Source organism: Spirosoma soli (assembly GCF_042684525.1).
GTDB classification, from domain to species: Bacteria; Bacteroidota; Bacteroidia; order Cytophagales; family Spirosomataceae; genus Spirosoma; species Spirosoma soli.
In genome coordinates this window covers 65,671-80,856 of record NZ_JBHULN010000003.1, presented here as the reverse complement: position 1 = coordinate 80,856, position 15,186 = coordinate 65,671, and the positions used below count along the sequence as shown (strand labels likewise).

General features: G+C 48.9%; 17 protein-coding genes. 6 read left to right on the top strand and 11 right to left on the bottom strand.

Features of this window, described 5'->3' with window-relative positions; genetic code table 11:
• Positions 1-35: 35 nt before the first annotated feature.
• The 4 genes from ACFSUS_RS06450 to ACFSUS_RS06435 form a co-directional block, all read right to left on the bottom strand.
• Positions 36-440: a hypothetical protein gene (locus ACFSUS_RS06450; protein WP_381520738.1), complete on the bottom strand. Its 405-nt coding sequence runs from the start codon at positions 438-440 to the stop codon at positions 36-38.
• 78 nt (positions 441-518) lie between these two features.
• Positions 519-1,382 carry a DUF4190 domain-containing protein gene (locus ACFSUS_RS06445; protein WP_381520736.1) on the bottom strand — a complete coding sequence of 288 codons (864 nt, stop codon included), beginning with the start codon at positions 1,380-1,382 and terminating at the stop codon, positions 519-521.
• Positions 1,383-1,710: 328 nt separating this feature from the next.
• Entirely contained in the window at positions 1,711-2,346 is a 636-nt protein-coding gene (locus tag ACFSUS_RS06440; protein WP_381520735.1) for a response regulator, read from the bottom strand.
• Positions 2,347-2,383: 37 nt separating this feature from the next.
• Positions 2,384-4,345: an ATP-binding protein gene (locus ACFSUS_RS06435; protein WP_381520732.1), complete on the bottom strand. Its 1,962-nt coding sequence runs from the start codon at positions 4,343-4,345 to the stop codon at positions 2,384-2,386.
• Between the two features lie 265 nt (positions 4,346-4,610).
• Here ACFSUS_RS06435 and ACFSUS_RS06430 point away from each other — a divergent pair, with 265 nt between their 5' ends.
• The 6 genes from ACFSUS_RS06430 (at position 4,611) to lgt (ending at position 10,298) form a co-directional block, all read left to right on the top strand.
• Complete coding sequence (locus ACFSUS_RS06430; RefSeq protein ID WP_381520729.1) at positions 4,611-5,963, top strand: dihydrolipoyl dehydrogenase family protein; 1,353 nt, start codon at positions 4,611-4,613, stop codon at positions 5,961-5,963.
• 360 nt (positions 5,964-6,323) lie between these two features.
• Positions 6,324-7,067: a hypothetical protein gene (locus ACFSUS_RS06425; RefSeq protein WP_381520726.1), complete on the top strand. Its 744-nt coding sequence runs from the start codon at positions 6,324-6,326 to the stop codon at positions 7,065-7,067.
• Entirely contained in the window at positions 7,067-7,474 is a 408-nt protein-coding gene (locus tag ACFSUS_RS06420; protein WP_381520724.1) for a hypothetical protein, read from the top strand. Before ACFSUS_RS06425 ends, ACFSUS_RS06420 begins: the two co-directional genes overlap by 1 nt.
• Before the next feature lie 11 nt (positions 7,475-7,485).
• Positions 7,486-8,499: a sensor histidine kinase gene (locus tag ACFSUS_RS06415; RefSeq protein ID WP_381520721.1), complete on the top strand. Its 1,014-nt coding sequence runs from the start codon at positions 7,486-7,488 to the stop codon at positions 8,497-8,499.
• A gap of 6 nt (positions 8,500-8,505) precedes the next feature.
• Positions 8,506-9,195 carry a LytR/AlgR family response regulator transcription factor gene (locus tag ACFSUS_RS06410; protein ID WP_381520718.1) on the top strand — a complete coding sequence of 230 codons (690 nt, stop codon included), beginning with the start codon at positions 8,506-8,508 and terminating at the stop codon, positions 9,193-9,195.
• A gap of 92 nt (positions 9,196-9,287) precedes the next feature.
• Positions 9,288-10,298 (top strand): prolipoprotein diacylglyceryl transferase, encoded by a 1,011-nt coding sequence (gene lgt / locus ACFSUS_RS06405; RefSeq protein ID WP_381520715.1) that lies wholly within the window; start codon positions 9,288-9,290, stop codon positions 10,296-10,298.
• A gap of 99 nt (positions 10,299-10,397) precedes the next feature.
• Here the strand turns inward: lgt and ACFSUS_RS06400 are convergent, their stop codons facing one another.
• From ACFSUS_RS06400 to pyrE, 7 genes are all read right to left on the bottom strand, one after another.
• Positions 10,398-10,955, bottom strand: coding sequence for a hypothetical protein (locus ACFSUS_RS06400; protein WP_381520713.1), 558 nt, complete (start codon positions 10,953-10,955; stop codon positions 10,398-10,400).
• A gap of 198 nt (positions 10,956-11,153) precedes the next feature.
• On the bottom strand, positions 11,154-11,975 hold the full coding sequence (locus ACFSUS_RS06395; RefSeq protein ID WP_381520710.1) for a hypothetical protein: 822 nt from the start codon (positions 11,973-11,975) through the stop codon (positions 11,154-11,156).
• Positions 11,976-12,010: 35 nt separating this feature from the next.
• Entirely contained in the window at positions 12,011-12,964 is a 954-nt protein-coding gene (locus tag ACFSUS_RS06390; RefSeq protein WP_381520707.1) for a hypothetical protein, read from the bottom strand.
• Between the two features lie 3 nt (positions 12,965-12,967).
• Positions 12,968-13,483 (bottom strand): GNAT family N-acetyltransferase, encoded by a 516-nt coding sequence (locus ACFSUS_RS06385; RefSeq protein WP_381520704.1) that lies wholly within the window; start codon positions 13,481-13,483, stop codon positions 12,968-12,970.
• A 73-nt stretch (positions 13,484-13,556) separates the two neighbouring features.
• Complete coding sequence (locus ACFSUS_RS06380) at positions 13,557-14,006, bottom strand: (4Fe-4S)-binding protein (RefSeq protein WP_381520702.1); 450 nt, start codon at positions 14,004-14,006, stop codon at positions 13,557-13,559.
• Positions 14,007-14,020: 14 nt separating this feature from the next.
• On the bottom strand, positions 14,021-14,416 hold the full coding sequence (locus ACFSUS_RS06375; RefSeq protein ID WP_381520699.1) for an OsmC family protein: 396 nt from the start codon (positions 14,414-14,416) through the stop codon (positions 14,021-14,023).
• A 74-nt stretch (positions 14,417-14,490) separates the two neighbouring features.
• Positions 14,491-15,153: an orotate phosphoribosyltransferase gene (gene pyrE, locus ACFSUS_RS06370; protein WP_381520697.1), complete on the bottom strand. Its 663-nt coding sequence runs from the start codon at positions 15,151-15,153 to the stop codon at positions 14,491-14,493.
• Positions 15,154-15,186 lie beyond the last annotated feature (33 nt).

The following is a 15,186-nucleotide window of genomic DNA, read 5'->3' as shown; positions in this document are numbered from 1 at the left end:
CAACAGTTGGGCGTCTTCTGGAAGGCTTAAAACTACTATTTCTTCGCGGATAGTGAAACCCGCGCACCTGTATTAGTAAGATAACTCGCTGAAAGATTGGTTCCATTAATCGATCCAACGCGTGTACCATTATCCAATATGTCGTAGGCTGAGCCGCTGGATTTTGTAATTGTTGCATTGTCATAACTTCCCAAGTTGAGAGAAGTTCCTCCTACATTAATTGTAACCGATATTGAAAGCTCAGTGTCGCTTTTCTTCGTTACGTTTACAGTGCCGCTATAGTCCGTGTCATCAGGAATATAAATTTTGTTGCCCTCTACATATCTAGTCATCTGATACGTTCCGGCTAACTCCGGCTCGGGGTCTTTTTTGCCTATCTTATCGGGCAAACAAGAACTTACCGTTAAAAGTAAGACAAAGGCAATCAGCAAGTTTTTCATGAGTTGGACGAGCTTTTCTGATGGACAGATTCTATCAATTTCGGGCGTAATAATCTTGTGAAACGGCTAGCTGACGTATCAAAATAAGATGTACAGAAGGATCAGGCCGGCCGCTACAATACCGGCAATCATACCGCCTAAGGCTAACCCTTTTCCCTTGAAACGGCCCGGCTCTCTACGAATGCGGCTTAAGCTTATGGCGCCGAACACGACAGCCGCTGCACCAAGTAAGAAGGCTCCGTAACCCGTCAGAATAGCCAAACCACCCGTAGCAATGGCAACGATAGCGAACGGATCGGTGCGAGGGCCGTCGTTCTGCGGGTTAGTAGGGCTATCGTATGATGAGCGACCGCCACTCGACGAACTGTTGTTATACGAATTAGGAGTAGCATTAAAGCGTTCGACATCGCCGTTCGTGTACTTAATGCTGAGCACGTCGCGCTTAGCGATGGTGTAGTCAGGGCCGTCGGGCCGATCACACTTCTTGTACTTAATTTCGTTGACGCCCACTTCCTTTATCTTCGCTTCAACGACGTCACCATTGCGCAATACAATCTGATCGCACTGAGGAGGTACCGATTTACTACCGAACAAACGCTTGGCGAGCGTCAGCTTCCGGGTGGGCTCGGCTACTTTGGCAGCCACCGTCGGTTCAAAGGTGGGTTCCGTCGTTTGTTCCCAGACAGGTTTAGTTGAAACCGGAATTTCCTCTTTCACTGAAGCGGTCGCTACCGGCTCTGGCGTTGGGGGTGTAATCGTCAGGCGTTGAGCGGCCGGGTGAGGGGTTGGCGCAAAATACGCCTGAGGGGCACGTTGGCAGGATGATCCCCCCCCCAACGCCGTAACGGCAACCAGGAAAGCAATACGTTTATAGGGCAGATAACGGCCTTTAGAGACGGTGAAAGCCAGCGTTCTCAGTGAGCACAGAAAGGGTTTTTTCATAACCGGTGGAAGTTTTGAAGTGATTACCGTCAATCACCGTGGCAAAACTACCGGCCGACTCCAGGGCCAACAATACCGCATTTGTATGATTTTAATGTAGTGGAAGGTGAAAGTTGACGTTAAGTTTGGCGTAGTCTCCAGACTACGCCATAGCGTTATCCGGTCTTTGACCGGTGTTTCTTAGCTAGGCTTCCGGTCAGAGACCGGGTAACGCCGGAGCGTAGTCTGGAGACTACGCTCAACCAATCGGCAATTCAGCCGGTAGCGGGTCAGACGCCGGCTACGCTCAACAAGGACGCTGCTCGTATTTGGGTCAGCTTTTCGCTCTTTATTTCCGTCCCAGGTACTTATTGACGGCTTCTATTTTAGAATGTACCTGTAGTTTCTCGTAGATGTTGAAGATATGCTTGCGGACCGTAGTGGGGCTGATGAACAGTTCGTTGGCAACTTCCTTGTGGCTGTGGCCCTTCGACAGGCGGTCCAGAATTTCGCGCTCACGGGGCGTCAGCACGTCGAGTTCGTTAGGAACGGCTGAACTGACGTGAAAAGAACTGGCAATTTTCCGGGCAATGGTACTGCTCATAGGCGCCCCGCCCTCGTGCAATTCGGTGATCGCTTCGAGCAGTTTGTGAGGAGGGCTACGCTTGAGAATGTACGAGTTAGCGCCTGCTTTGAGGGCGTCGAACACAGTTTCGTCCTCGTCGTACATGGTGCACATCATGAACTGTGTGCTCGGACAAAGGGCTTTCAAATGCCGAACGCAGTCGATACCATTCATGCCCGGCAAGTCAATGTCCATCAGCACAATATCGACGCAATGGCTTGGCAAATAGTCCAGTGCCGATTCGGCATTTTCAAAGGTGGCCTGACAACTGAAGCCCTCGGCGCCATCGACTAAAATGGCCAACGACTGCCGAATGGGCTCTTTATCTTCGACAATAGCTACAGTAATCGGGGTTTTCATCTGGCAATATTGGCCCTTTTTTCTCGTCAGTACTATACTACGTTTGCAGTATTTTGGCCGTGGGTACGGATGGGTACGGATACGAAATTTTCACCAATGTGCCCTGCTCTGATGACGTAATGTCGCAAACACCGCCCGATTCGGCAATGCGGTTCTGCATATTGCCGAGGCCGTTGCGCAATCGCGTTCGTTCATTCGGGGTGAAACCGTGGCCGTTGTCGCGGACCTCAATGAGTAGGTGGTCGGTTTGGGGTTGAATCGTGAGCCACACCTGGGTAGCCTGCGCATGTTTAACGACGTTATTAAGTGCTTCTTTGACGGTGAGGAATACGTTCCGGCGGTCCGTACCCCGAATGGTGATTTCCTGGGGCGACTCGTTGACCTCAGTGTGCAGCAGTAAGTTTGTGTTGTCGATAAATTCGCTGGCGTATGCCCGGATGTAAGCAATCAGGCCATTGAGGTTGTCATTCTTGGTATTCAATGACCAGATGATCTCGTTCATCGTAGTGACCATGTCGGCCGAAATCGTTGAAATCTTCTCGACTTCGGGCGTGGTTGCTGCACCCATCCGCGTTTTGACTACTTCGCTTAGCAGACCGATGGCCGTCAGAGAGGCTCCCAGATCATCGTGCATTTCTTTGGAGATGCGCAGCCGTTCTTTTTGCTGCCCCTGCAATTCTGATTGGACAACTTCGAGGGCGTGGGCGCTCTCGGCGGCTAATAGGGCGTTTTCAGTGGTACGCTGACGTTGGCGGGAGTATAGATAGGCGAATGCCAACGCACCTATTATCAATACGCCAACCAGAGCCGCTATTAATATCCATAAATTCTGCCGCTGACGAGCCTGTTCCAACAGGTCTATTCGCCGTTGCTTTTCGGCGAGTTTCTGTCCGGCTTCGGCCTGGCGGAGCTTTAGTTCATACTCTTCCAGCAACGCCTTAGCCTCAATCGTCGAGAGCGAATCCTTGGTTTGTATATACTTATCATACCAGGGGATAGCCCCTTTGTAATTACCTAACCCTAGGTTAGCATTCGCGTATTCGCGGTAGATGTTGCGAAATTCTGACAGGCCTACATTGTGCTGTTTTGCCAGCGCATAAGCTTTGTCTAACAACGATTTAGCTAATCCGTATTGCTTCATTTCGTTGTAGGTTTCGGCGAGCCCGGCCAGCAAATGCAGTTCGTGAAGCGGGTTGTTCAGCGAACGGTTCAGGCGTAGGGCTTTCTGGTAATAATACAGTGACGAATCGAACCGGGCTTGCTCCTTCTGCACATTAGCAATATCGGCATACACTTTGGTCAGAAGGTGAAGTTCCTTCGTTGAATCGAGCAGTGACCGGGTTTTATGGAGGTAGCTCATTCCCAGTTGCAACCGATTTTGCTTTATATAAACGGTTGCTATACTATGATAGTCATAAGCAAGGTCCGTTGGCGAGCTTTTCGCGATGGAATCGTACTTAAGCGCTCGGTTAAAGTACAAGAGTGCCTGCGCATAGAGCTTTTCTTCCTTGTACATAAGCCCCAGATTCTGGCAAATAACGGCTGCTTTTCGGCGATTCTTATGCGCCAGCATGAAGGGAGCCGCTTTTTTAAAATTCACAATTGCTTCTTTGTTTTTCCCCTGCCACATGGCCGACTGCGCTAAGGCGAAATAGCACGTGCTCCGGTATTGTTCCGACGTATCGCGTAACGCTTTTTGCAGGCCCTGAGCCGCCAGTTTGTATGATTCATCGTGGCGTCCCAGCATATCGAGCAAATAAGCTGTCAGCTTAACAGTCTCGAAATAGCCTTTTGTGTAATTGATTTTTTTGGAGAACGTATAGGCTCTCTGGTACTCTTGCAGGGCTTTTTCGGGCTGCTGCATCTCAATGGCTTCTGCTTTTCTGAGCAACGTCATGATGTAGCTCGTGTCTGTAGGGTTGGGAACCGACTGCCCGTAGCCGATGAGCGAAACAAAAGATAGATACAGACTTAAAACCAGTAGTTTTTTGACCAGCATATAGACAATAATTCCGCTAGACCGTTGATTCGCAAAGATAAAAGTAGGTTGCTTTGATAGACACTCAGGACAAATGAGTTTACTACCCCGACACCGCATAAGTTACGAAGATAGTCTGCGAATCCTTTCTACATTGTCCAGGTGTGTAGTCTTGGGTAAGGGAGCCGTCTACCTGATCGATGATACCATTAAAATTGATTCTTTTTTGTCCATTATGCGATTTTGTTAGTTACTTCCTGGAGCACACGCTTTACTCACTACCGCTATGCAAACCTTTGATCTTATTGTTGTCGGCACCGGGTCGGCGGGTCAAACCGTTGCCCAGAAGGCCCGACAAGCCGGCAAAACCGTAGCTATCATTGACAAGCTTCCCTTTGGAGGAACGTGTTCGCAACGGGGATGCGACCCCAAGAAAGTACTCGTTGGTGCGGCTGAAGTCGTGGCTCGGGCAACTCAAATGACTGACAAAGGCATTACGTCGGTACCCACCATTGACTGGCCTGCGCTAATGGCCTTCAAGAAAACGTTTACTGATCCGGTGCCTGACAACACCGTCAGGAAGTTTGACGACCTGGGGCTTCAGTCGTTCCACGGTATAGCTACGTTTACATCGCCGAATAGTCTGCGCGTTGGTCAGGACGAGGTACAGGCGAAACACATTGTTATTGCAGCTGGTGCAAGACCCCAACCGCTGGGCATACCGGGCGAAGACTTGCTCATTGACAGTACTGGCTTTCTGGAGTTGCCACAACTACCCAGCGAGATTGTCATGGTGGGCGGGGGGTACATCGCTTTCGAGTTTGCGCACATTGCCGCCCGTGCCGGTGCTAACGTAACTATTTTGCATAAGGGCATGCGGCCATTGGAGGGCTTCGACGCCGATGTCGTGAATCTGCTGGTAAAAGCGATGGAGGCCATTGGCGTTCATATTGTACTAGAGGCCAATGTGATAGCGGTAGAACAAAAGTCAGATGAGCTAAGCGTCTGTTATGAACAGTCTGGAAAAACGGAGACGCTGGCTACTAGACTGGTCGTGCATGCCGCCGGTCGGGTAGCCGATGTTGCTGAGTTGGCCCTCGACAAAGCGGGCGTCGACGTTGGTGAAAAAGGGGTTAAGGTGAATGGGTATTTACAGAGCGTATCGAACCCGGCCGTATATGCTTGTGGTGACGTGGCCGATAAAGGATTACCGCTAACCCCACTGGCGTCGTATGAAGGGCGTATCGTAGCGGATAATATCCTGAATGGCAATAAACAAACGTTCATGAATGACCCTGTCCCCACGACGGTTTTCACCGTGCCGCCGTTAGCGTCAATTGGTCTAACGGAAGAACAGGCCAGCCAACAAGGGCGTCAGGTAAACGTACTGTTTCAGGAAACAACCGATTGGTATAGCAGCCGACGTACTAACGAGTTTATTTCGGGCTTTAAAACCCTGGTTGACAAAGATACCAATCAAGTTGTGGGAGCGCACATCCTGGGGTCGGGCAGCGACGAACTCATAAATTTATTCACTTTGGCGATTAAGCACCGTATTTCTGCAAAAGCGCTTGGCGACATGCTACTGGCCTATCCAACGCACGGGTCCGACCTGAGCTACATGCTGTCCGAAGATTGATAACTAACGTGAATTCGGGATTGGAAGAGGGCCCAAGGGTCTTCACAGCACAGCGTCGGAAGAAGAATCATGTGCCGTCAGGTACAAAATGGTTGTGAACCTGACGGCACATGATTCCTACATATGGGGGCTTTTCCTACCGACTGTGCTATAAAGGCCCTTAGGGGCCAAAACAAATGCCCGAATTCACGTTAATTAGTCCTCGTTGGGTGATTGTCAAGGATACAGCTGTGGATCCGATGCGGAGGGCCTGACCACAAAGTTTTGCTATTTTCCCACAAACATGGCTCGCTTTACCACACGCCTTTGGCCGGTAAACTGAGCCATGTTTGCTTTGGAGCGTTAAAACGTAAATAAATTATGAAACGCTTCTTACTTTTATTCCTGCTCACAAGTTATCCTGGTCTAAGCCAAACCACAGATTCGACAGCGATCGGTACGCTTCCACCAAAAAGTGACTTTAAGTACGGTTTAATGGCTGAACTTGGCCTCACCTTCACATCGACGAGTCTACCTCAAATCCGATCGTTTTTTCGAAGCAACGAGATTGAGCCAGCTGGTCACCTCGATCCATTGATCAACTTTGGAGTTGGTGGCCGTTACCAACGACTCAAACTTATGATTCAGACCGGGTTTAGGTTTGGCTTTACCGCTCTTCCTCGCGAAGAATCAGCACTGGTAGCCAAAAAAGTTAACGTTGGTTATACGGGAGCTTTACTCGGGTACGATGTAGTAAATAGCCGTAACCGACGATTGTATATCAATGCTGGCATTGGTGGAGTTGCCTACGAATACAGTGTCTACCGCCGGACCAACCAGGTCGTTCCGTTTCAAAGCGTGCTGCAATACAATCAGGCGGGTAATATTCCCTCGTTAAGGTTAACTAATAATTTCTGGGACGTCAATATTGAGTATAGCCAACGTGAGAAACGCAAGCAGAGTATCGAACACGTATTGCGCCTGGGCTATCGGCGCGGCATACGAGCCAACGCCTGGGATTCCGACGCTTTTCAGCTGACAGGGGCCCCAACCGACCGCATCAGCCAGTTCTATTTCCAGGGTACGTATTACTTCTCCAGTAATTACCGAAAATTAGGTAAGTGATGAAAGCGCTGTTATTTGCCCCTTTGTGGCTATTGATTAGCCTGAATGACGGATTCTGGCAACCTCGATCGGATCAGGCCCGCGTCATTATCTACCGCCAACGGGAGTTTGGTGGCAACGCTTACGCTATCAAAATCAATGATAGAGAGAAGACCCAACTTCCTACCAATCGATATATTCAAGTGGATGTTTTGCCGGGTCGTGTTAAACTTGAGTCAGTAAAAGATTATTTTTCAGACAACCAGATACTCTGGCTTATTGCACAGCCTGGTCAGACGTATTACGTAAAAGCCGTGGAAGAAATCGATTTTTTAAGCCGTACGCTGCTTCTGGCGCCCATCAATGAAGAGCAGGCCCAGCGTGAACTGCGTAAAGTGAAACGCATTGAGTCACCATTATCCAATTAAACGCTGTGGTAGTGTCCCGAAAACCATATGCTGTACTGCTGTTTGCTCTTGTCCTGATCAGTTTGTTAACGTACTGGGGATGGCGGCTGTATGCTGGTGTGTGGCGAAGCGACGAAATTGCCCCGGATATTGGTGGGCTGGCGAGATATCTGCTCGGTATCATTGTTCTGCTGGTATTTCTTTGGTACATGGCGTTACTCAACTATCGGCTGGCCTTTCGTCGGTGGATGCATCAAGGGGAAACGCGGTTGTATTACTGGACTTGGATCTGCGTGCTGGCGTGGCTGTTATTTGAAGTCCTGCAAATTCGTACTGACCACGAAGGCGAGTTTGTCGACGAAAATCTGCTCGTTACGGCCGTGTTGCTGGCCTTCATTATTGCCTTTGGGTACGTAGCCGATGCCTTTCGGACCCGTCGGGAGCAGGTATATCTGGTTCAGCAGAAAACCGAAGCCGAACTGACCGCCCTGAAGGCGCAGATTAACCCTCATTTTCTGTTCAATGCGTTAAATACGATCTATAATGAAGCGCAGCGCGTCGATAACGAAACCGTGGCCGACCTGATTCAGCAATTATCGGGTATCATGCGGTTCACACTACAAGAGTCCAGACAACCCCATATGTCGATTGAAAAAGAGCTGCAATTTTTGGAGATGTACCTGGCCCTCCAGCGCGCTCGTTTGCCTCAGCGCGATACGCTTCGGCTTTCGACCCAGCTCGATTGGGACGGTGAACCAACACAGATTGCCCCGTTGCTGCTGATTCCGTTCATCGAAAATGCGTTTCAATACGGCATTAGTTTTGTGCAGCCGTCGTACATTGACCTGCGTATAACGGTTAAAAACCGACAGTTGCACATGCGCTTAGCCAATAGTTTGCCTCGGCCTCTGGTTGCCAGACAGGGCGCTGGCACTGGTATTGCCAACGCTCGGCAACGGCTGGCGCTGACGTATCCGGGACGGCATACGCTCGACATTTCCCAGACGTCTGATTCGTTTATTGTCACCCTGACCCTTAATCTGTAACCCGATATGCTCAACGCAATTGCTATTGATGATGAACCGGCGGCATTGGACGTATTGCAGCGTTACGCGGCCAAAGTGCCGTTTCTTACCCTCTCGCAAACGTTTATCAGTACAACCGATGCGCTGGCGTTTCTGCACAGTCAGCGGGTTGATCTGTTGTTTCTGGATATTCACATGCCCGACGTGTTGGGTACGGATTTCGCCCGGCTCGTTACCCCGTTACAGAAACCAGTCATCTTCACGACCGCTTACACCGATTATGCCGTGGAGAGTTTTACGTTACAGGCGCTCGACTATTTACTGAAGCCCATCGAGTTTAGTCGGTTTTTACAGGCCTGCAACCGAGCCTACGCTCAGCTTATGCCGCAACGAGAGGGATCGTCGAGTATCTTCGTGAAAGACGGTTATGATTGGGTGCGGGTCAATTTAAACGAGGTACTCTACATTCAATCGGACACGAATCTGCTGTTTATCCACGAACAAAACCGGCAAGTAAACACCCGCATGACCATTGCCGATATGTTGGCTACGTTGCCCGCCGATCAGTTCATTCGCGTGCATAAATCGTATATCGTAGCCTTGAAAGCGATCCGTAAAATTGAACGGCATCAACTCACGGTTGGCAACGTAACAATTCCGCTGGCGGGTAGCTACCGGGATACACTGGAGCAGCGTTTGCTGAAAAAACAAGGGTAGAACAGATAGAGTAAACGGGCTGTTATACTATCTGCCCGTTTTGCTTTAAATTAGGTACTCTTTACAGAAAGCCACTTATACACCAGGAAAATATGCTTCAATACATTATCTGGGACGTTGACCCCGAAATTTTTCGTATTGGCTCATGGCCAGTAAGATGGTATGGCTTACTATTCGCTGCCGGATTTTTGATTGGTGTTCAGATTATGATCCACATTTTTAGAACGGAGAAGAAGCCCCTTTCTGATACGGATTCGTTACTAATAACAGTGGTTATCTCAACGATTTTGGGGGCTAGACTTGGACACTTTTTGTTTTATGAACCTTACATGTTCATTCAAGATCCGTTATACATCATAACACCCCCCTTTAACGGGTTGGCTAGCCATGGGGGTATATTAGGCATCATTATTGGCCTTTGGCTTTACTCACATCGTCGGTCAAGTCAAACCAGTGGTCAAACATTTTTGTGGGTTAGTGATCGAATTTGCATTGTAGGAGCTTTAGCAGGGGCTTTTATTCGATTCGGTAATCTAATGAACTCCGAAATTTTTGGTAAACCGACTGATGTACCCTGGGCTTTTATTTTCTTAAGGGATCACGAGTTCAGTCAAGTACCTCGCCATCCTACCCAACTGTATGAATCGTTATCTTACCTGCTTTTATTCATGGGGCTGTTCTGGTACTGGAAGAACTACCGTAACCAAGCGGCATCGGGAACCATGTTAGGTATCTCCTTGATTTGGGTATTTGGCCTACGCTTCGTCTGGGAATTCTTCAAAGAAAACCAAGTCACTTTTGAAGATAGTATGAGCCTTAACATGGGTCAACTATTGAGTATACCCGCCATCTTATTCGGGTTGATTTTACTTCTAAGAAATTTTATCAGACCAGCTTCTCTAATTCCAGTTGCCCTGGTGGTTCAATCGTCGAGCCTTTGTTATCAATGCGATTACCAGGCGGCCTCACCAGCCTACAATAAGGCCTATTCCAGCAAGTGTTATGATTTGATTACTGATAAACGACTTCTGAAAATAAGACATTTCCAAGACCATACATCAAGCGCCCGCAAGTCAGCTTCTCAATTATCTTCATTTACATAAGTGTAGCTATTGAACGAGTCCGGGAATAGTAACACTTATGTCATTCCAATAAAAGCAGAATAGCATCTATGCGTTTTAATGCTAACACTTAAAAGAATACTATTTTTTAATCAGATCGATCTGGTCAACCCCCCGGTTTAAACCATGCCAGGTCATGCTTCCAGAAGCCGTTTCCAAGGCAAAAGTTTCTAATAGTATGCCAATCTGTTCCAGAAAATAGGCTTCCTTTTCTGTAGTACCTGAATATCCAATTGGGAAGTTGTAATCAAGCAAGAAGTAAGCTTTGGGACCCTTTCCATTTAGGGAGCCAGCTAGCAAATCGAAACGTATCGGATAGATCTTAGTACTATACTGAATACTACCCTCATATCGGTCACGGATAGGGTTATTTTGTATGGAAGCCCTTTCCAGCGTTAATGTAGCAAAATTGGTTAGGGTGGTATCTTTTTTAATCTTAAGCCCAATTTGCTGGGGGCTATTTTGGTATTTGATTTGAAGCTGTTTCATTGTCCATGTACCTGTGAGCTGAGGCACTAGTTCTTTCATGAGCTGAATGCTAGCTTGTTCGTTATCAATTACAGGTTTCACCGATTTATTGGGTGAACATTGGATAAAAATAGAAAGAGTTACGAGAGTTAATAAGAGAGAGTTTTTCATATTCATTCCGTTGAAAAAGGTGTTATATAAGTGGCTTTATGCTAACCTGAGACCAATATATGACAAAAAAAGTTGTGTTAAACATAACTAAGATAAGAGGTTAGCGGTCTTATATTAACAATCCTCACGGCTCAGGCCGCCCTGCGCAAGGGGTCCATAGCGGACCATGAACGGCTGTTTCCTACACAGAGACCCGCATTACAACGCCGAGGGGCCTTGTTGGGTTAATTGCTTGCATTCACGCACGAAATGTGAAAAATCGGTATAGCCAATAGTTTCGAAATCGTAGGTGCTGCCGTATTGTTTGTACTGCTTTAGTCCTCGTTTAAACCGGATGAGCTGCTGGCAGTATTTGGGCGAGTAACCAACAACAGTCGTAAAATGCCGGTGCAGCGATTTGTACGATACGCCCAGGTCGTGACAAAGCCTGTAAAGGTGCTGTTGTGGTTTGTTAAGGCTATCCGTGGTATCAAAGTGGGCCACCGCCTGCTGCACGAGCTTATACCGCCAATCGGTATTGGCTGCCGATGTGAAGGGTAAAAAAGCCGCTTCTGTAATCTTGATCCGGTCAGCAAATGAGCTTGCGTTCTGAATGGATTCGCTAAAATTGGGTAGGGTAAATACGTCAGTTAATTGCGCAAACTGATTCGCTAATTCACTACCTGGCAAATTCGTTAGCTGCTGAATAGCCCCCGGCTTTAGTTTGATATAAAACTCATGCACCCCGGCCGTATACAAACTCTCGAGTGAGTCGGTAACACAGCCGAACACATTGGCGCCACTCACAAGCGTTTGTTTCCCCGTAAACTCGTTACGTGATAACCAGTCAACCTGACTTAAACTGACATTAATCAGGCCGGTCATGTTAGGAAGGCACTTTATAGACAAAGGTTGTGCATCAGCTTTTGTATGGTTAATCTCAAAGTAGTAAGCGATTAGCGAACGGAGCGGCTCGTTTGGATACGCCAACTGGAAAAACGGGGCGGTTTCTTCTTCAAATAAGACGCGGGCCTGGTGCATGGGCGTAACTACGTTTGGGCGCTAAGTGCCCAAATTTAGTTAGCGAGCAATCGATATAGCAACTCAATGCCGATTCCGGTCGTTAAAAGTCGTTCTTTTTTGTTTTGAAGGAGTTGCTGAGTCCAGTCCACAAAGCCACCGTCGCCAATCTCTATCGTCTGACCGGCTACCTCAATATCAATCTTGTACTGTAGGCCTTTGTAGTAGTTATTATCGCCAACGGTATCTGTTGCCGCTTTCACAGCAACCTGCTCATGCTGTTGCCCAACGTAATCGCGAAGCAGCTGCACCAATGCCACCGGATCGGGGTAACCTTTGCGCGGCAAAAGTCTGAAGGCTAGTTTGTTGATGCCTAACCGTTCTCTAAACAAAGCTGTCGTAGCGGCAATATGTTCGCTCAGGGCCTCTTTCTCGAACTGATAACTTCCGGTGTCCTTACCAGACGTGACCAGACAAGCAATTTTAAAGTGAGGACGGAAGCCAGGAAGCTTGGGTACAGGGGGCGTCCGAAGATGCCGATGAATAGTGCTCATGTGCAGCCGATCGGTCGGCGACTGGTACTGCCAGGCACCACTGTGCTTCAGGTCGGCAATGTATAGCGCCAACGCATTGGTAGCGTCGGCCATCACTTCGGTGTTACGGTTGGCCGAGAGAATCTTGTTCTGGTCGGCCGTGGCCACGACCGAGCAGCTACCCAGCGGGGCTACCGGCGATAACTCAACGGGCGTGAAGCCAAGCTGGTTGAAGGTTACATAGACCGTGTTTTCTAATTCGCGCAAGCCCAACACATCAATATCGGCGGGACTGACGAAGCGGTTGGATCGGTAGCTTTTGAGCAGCTCGGGCGGTGATAGTTGGCCTGTTTTTCGGCTGAACACGTCCATCAGCACCGAGTTAAGCTCGGAGTTGCTGAGATCATTGGCCAGTATATTGACCAGATCAGGGCGGCCCAGTCGGGCTAGAATGCGTTCAACAATTAGTGAGTCCATGGCCTACGTTGTTCGTACCAGACCGTAGCGATGTTCGTCCAGTAAGGTTCCGTTCTTGAAAATTGCTTTGGGCGAGATGCCTTCCAGGATAAAGCCGTTTTTCTCTAATACGTGCATAGAGCCGGGGTTAGAAGAAAACACGCCGGCAAATAGTCGTACCAGGCCAGGTTGTTGCTCAAAGCTTTTTCTGACCATCTGGCTGATGGCTTCTGTAGCAATCCCTTTACCCCAAAATGGCTCACCAAGCCAGTAACCGATTTCGGCATTACGCTGGTACACGTCCGATTGTGGAATCAGACTAACAATACCCACAAACTCATCTCGGTACCAGATGCTCTCTACAATACCAAACGTGCCCGACTGTACACCGGTAATGAAAAATAGGGCGTCGTCTAGGGTGTACGGATGCGGAAATATGTCTTTAAGCTGCTGCCAGATGTTGGCGTTATTGGCCAAATCAGCTAATCTGGCTGCGTTTTCAATAGAGAGTGGTTTCAACGCTACGTTTTCGTTACTCATACAAATGCCGACAAGTTGGAGCAAAGGTCGGCAGGCTTGTACAGAAAACAGGTGTAAAAATCTCCCAAATGCGTTATCCCTGGAAACCTGCTTTCACGTGCGAGCCGTCGCAGTAAGGTTTGTTACTACTGGCTCCGCACCGGCAAAAGGCGGTAACATTATGTTTCTGGGTTTCGTGACCGCTGGCGTCTTTAACTCGGAGATTGCCATACACCAGCAATGGGCCATTGGGCAACGGCTCAACAATGCTTTCGGCCTGAACATCCTCTGGCTTGATGGATTCTTCGTTGCGGAAATAGCTCAACGCTTTTGACGGACAGCGATCCACTTGTTCGGCGATTCGTTGTGTGCTAGCACCGTCCATATGAACCCACGGCCGGGCTCGGGGATTGAAAACTTCAACGAGTTGAGTCCAGCAGAGTTTGGAGTGAATACATACGTTAGGCTTCCACACGACGGTGATCTCGCCATTGGTGTAGGTTTTGGTGATGTCGGCGCCGGACTTAGGGTCAGTTTGGCTCATAATGATCAATCGGTTTACTCAACCAATATAGTCTCAAAATCAATCGGGTTCTCTAAGGTTCGATGAATGGGGCATCGGTCAGCCATTTCCCGCAATCGGGCACGTTGGTCCTGATCTAAATCACCATTTAAAATCAACTTCATACTGAAAAGCGACCGTTTCGTTTCTGGATCACTCGCATAGTTTACATGAGCAACGGCCGATTCGAGTGGCCAGCCTTTGCGGTCGGCGTACATCCGCAACGTAATGACCGTGCAGGCTGCCAGCGAACCCGCCAGCAACTCGCCCGGCCGCATCCCGCGATCTTGCCCACCAACATCGAGCGGTTCGTCGGATACGACTACCTGCGAATCGGTTGAGAGATGCGTTTCGTACGGCGTTCGTTCAATGCGGGCGCTGATGGTTGCCATGATGGTTATCGAATTAGTTACGGGTAACGGTAAGATTTTGGTATTTAGATGCTCAGTTCAGTGAACCTAGACGGCTATACACCCCATGCGGCTGGGTTTTCGCGCCAAATGGCAAGAGATGACATGGCGTCTGCAGGGATGTAGTTAAGCGCCTGGGCTTCTTTCAATAAAGCGTCATAGTTGCTGAGGCAAACAAGGGAGACGTTTTTCTCCGCAAAATTTTTGTCGGCCTGCGGAAATCCATACGTGAAAATGGCAGCCATCCCCAACACCTCAGCGCCCGCCGTTCGCAGGGCTTCTACTACTTTCAGCGAGCTGCCACCCGTAGAAATCAAATCTTCGATGACAACTACCCGCTGGTTGGGCTCCAGATGACCTTCAATCTGTTTGCCCATACCGTGGGCTTTAGGTTCCGGGCGGACGTAGCAGTAGGGGAGGTCCAGCGCATCGGCTACTAAAGCGCCCTGCGGAATACCGGCCGTAGCCACACCCGCAATGACGTCAGCGGTTGGGTACTGCTGGCGAATAACCGCGGCCAGAGCTTCCTTAATAAAAGTCCGAACCGCCGGATAAGCGAGCGTAACGCGATTGTCGCAGTAGATAGGTGATTTCCAGCCCGAACTCCAGGTAAACGGGGTAGTAGGTTGCAGCCGAACGGCCTGTACTTCCAGCAGATGCCGGGCTACGGTTTGTTGAATAACGAGTGAGTCCACAGCGTAAAGTAAAATTAACCGCATCAAAAGTAAACAAACGAGTGTATTCTTCTTTAG

Bases quoted from the DNA above. Each gene is read 5' to 3' on its own strand.
- ACFSUS_RS06445 (WP_381520736.1), bottom strand. From the start codon at position 1,382: ATGAAAAAACCCTTTCTGTGCTCACTGAGAACGCTGGCTTTCACCGTC.
- ACFSUS_RS06385 (WP_381520704.1), bottom strand. From the start codon at position 13,483: ATGAGTAACGAAAACGTAGCGTTGAAACCACTCTCTATTGAAAACGCA.
- ACFSUS_RS06395 (WP_381520710.1), bottom strand. From the start codon at position 11,975: ATGCACCAGGCCCGCGTCTTATTTGAAGAAGAAACCGCCCCGTTTTTC.
- ACFSUS_RS06420 (WP_381520724.1), top strand. From the start codon at position 7,067: ATGAAAGCGCTGTTATTTGCCCCTTTGTGGCTATTGATTAGCCTGAAT.
- ACFSUS_RS06410 (WP_381520718.1), top strand. From the start codon at position 8,506: ATGCTCAACGCAATTGCTATTGATGATGAACCGGCGGCATTGGACGTA.
- ACFSUS_RS06440 (WP_381520735.1), bottom strand. From the start codon at position 2,346: ATGAAAACCCCGATTACTGTAGCTATTGTCGAAGATAAAGAGCCCATT.
- ACFSUS_RS06390 (WP_381520707.1), bottom strand. From the start codon at position 12,964: ATGGACTCACTAATTGTTGAACGCATTCTAGCCCGACTGGGCCGCCCT.
- lgt (WP_381520715.1), top strand. From the start codon at position 9,288: ATGCTTCAATACATTATCTGGGACGTTGACCCCGAAATTTTTCGTATT.
- ACFSUS_RS06425 (WP_381520726.1), top strand. From the start codon at position 6,324: ATGAAACGCTTCTTACTTTTATTCCTGCTCACAAGTTATCCTGGTCTA.
- ACFSUS_RS06450 (WP_381520738.1), bottom strand. From the start codon at position 440: ATGAAAAACTTGCTGATTGCCTTTGTCTTACTTTTAACGGTAAGTTCT.
- ACFSUS_RS06435 (WP_381520732.1), bottom strand. From the start codon at position 4,345: ATGCTGGTCAAAAAACTACTGGTTTTAAGTCTGTATCTATCTTTTGTT.
- ACFSUS_RS06380 (WP_381520702.1), bottom strand. From the start codon at position 14,006: ATGAGCCAAACTGACCCTAAGTCCGGCGCCGACATCACCAAAACCTAC.
- ACFSUS_RS06400 (WP_381520713.1), bottom strand. From the start codon at position 10,955: ATGAAAAACTCTCTCTTATTAACTCTCGTAACTCTTTCTATTTTTATC.
- ACFSUS_RS06375 (WP_381520699.1), bottom strand. From the start codon at position 14,416: ATGGCAACCATCAGCGCCCGCATTGAACGAACGCCGTACGAAACGCAT.
- pyrE (WP_381520697.1), bottom strand. From the start codon at position 15,153: ATGCGGTTAATTTTACTTTACGCTGTGGACTCACTCGTTATTCAACAA.
- ACFSUS_RS06430 (WP_381520729.1), top strand. From the start codon at position 4,611: ATGCAAACCTTTGATCTTATTGTTGTCGGCACCGGGTCGGCGGGTCAA.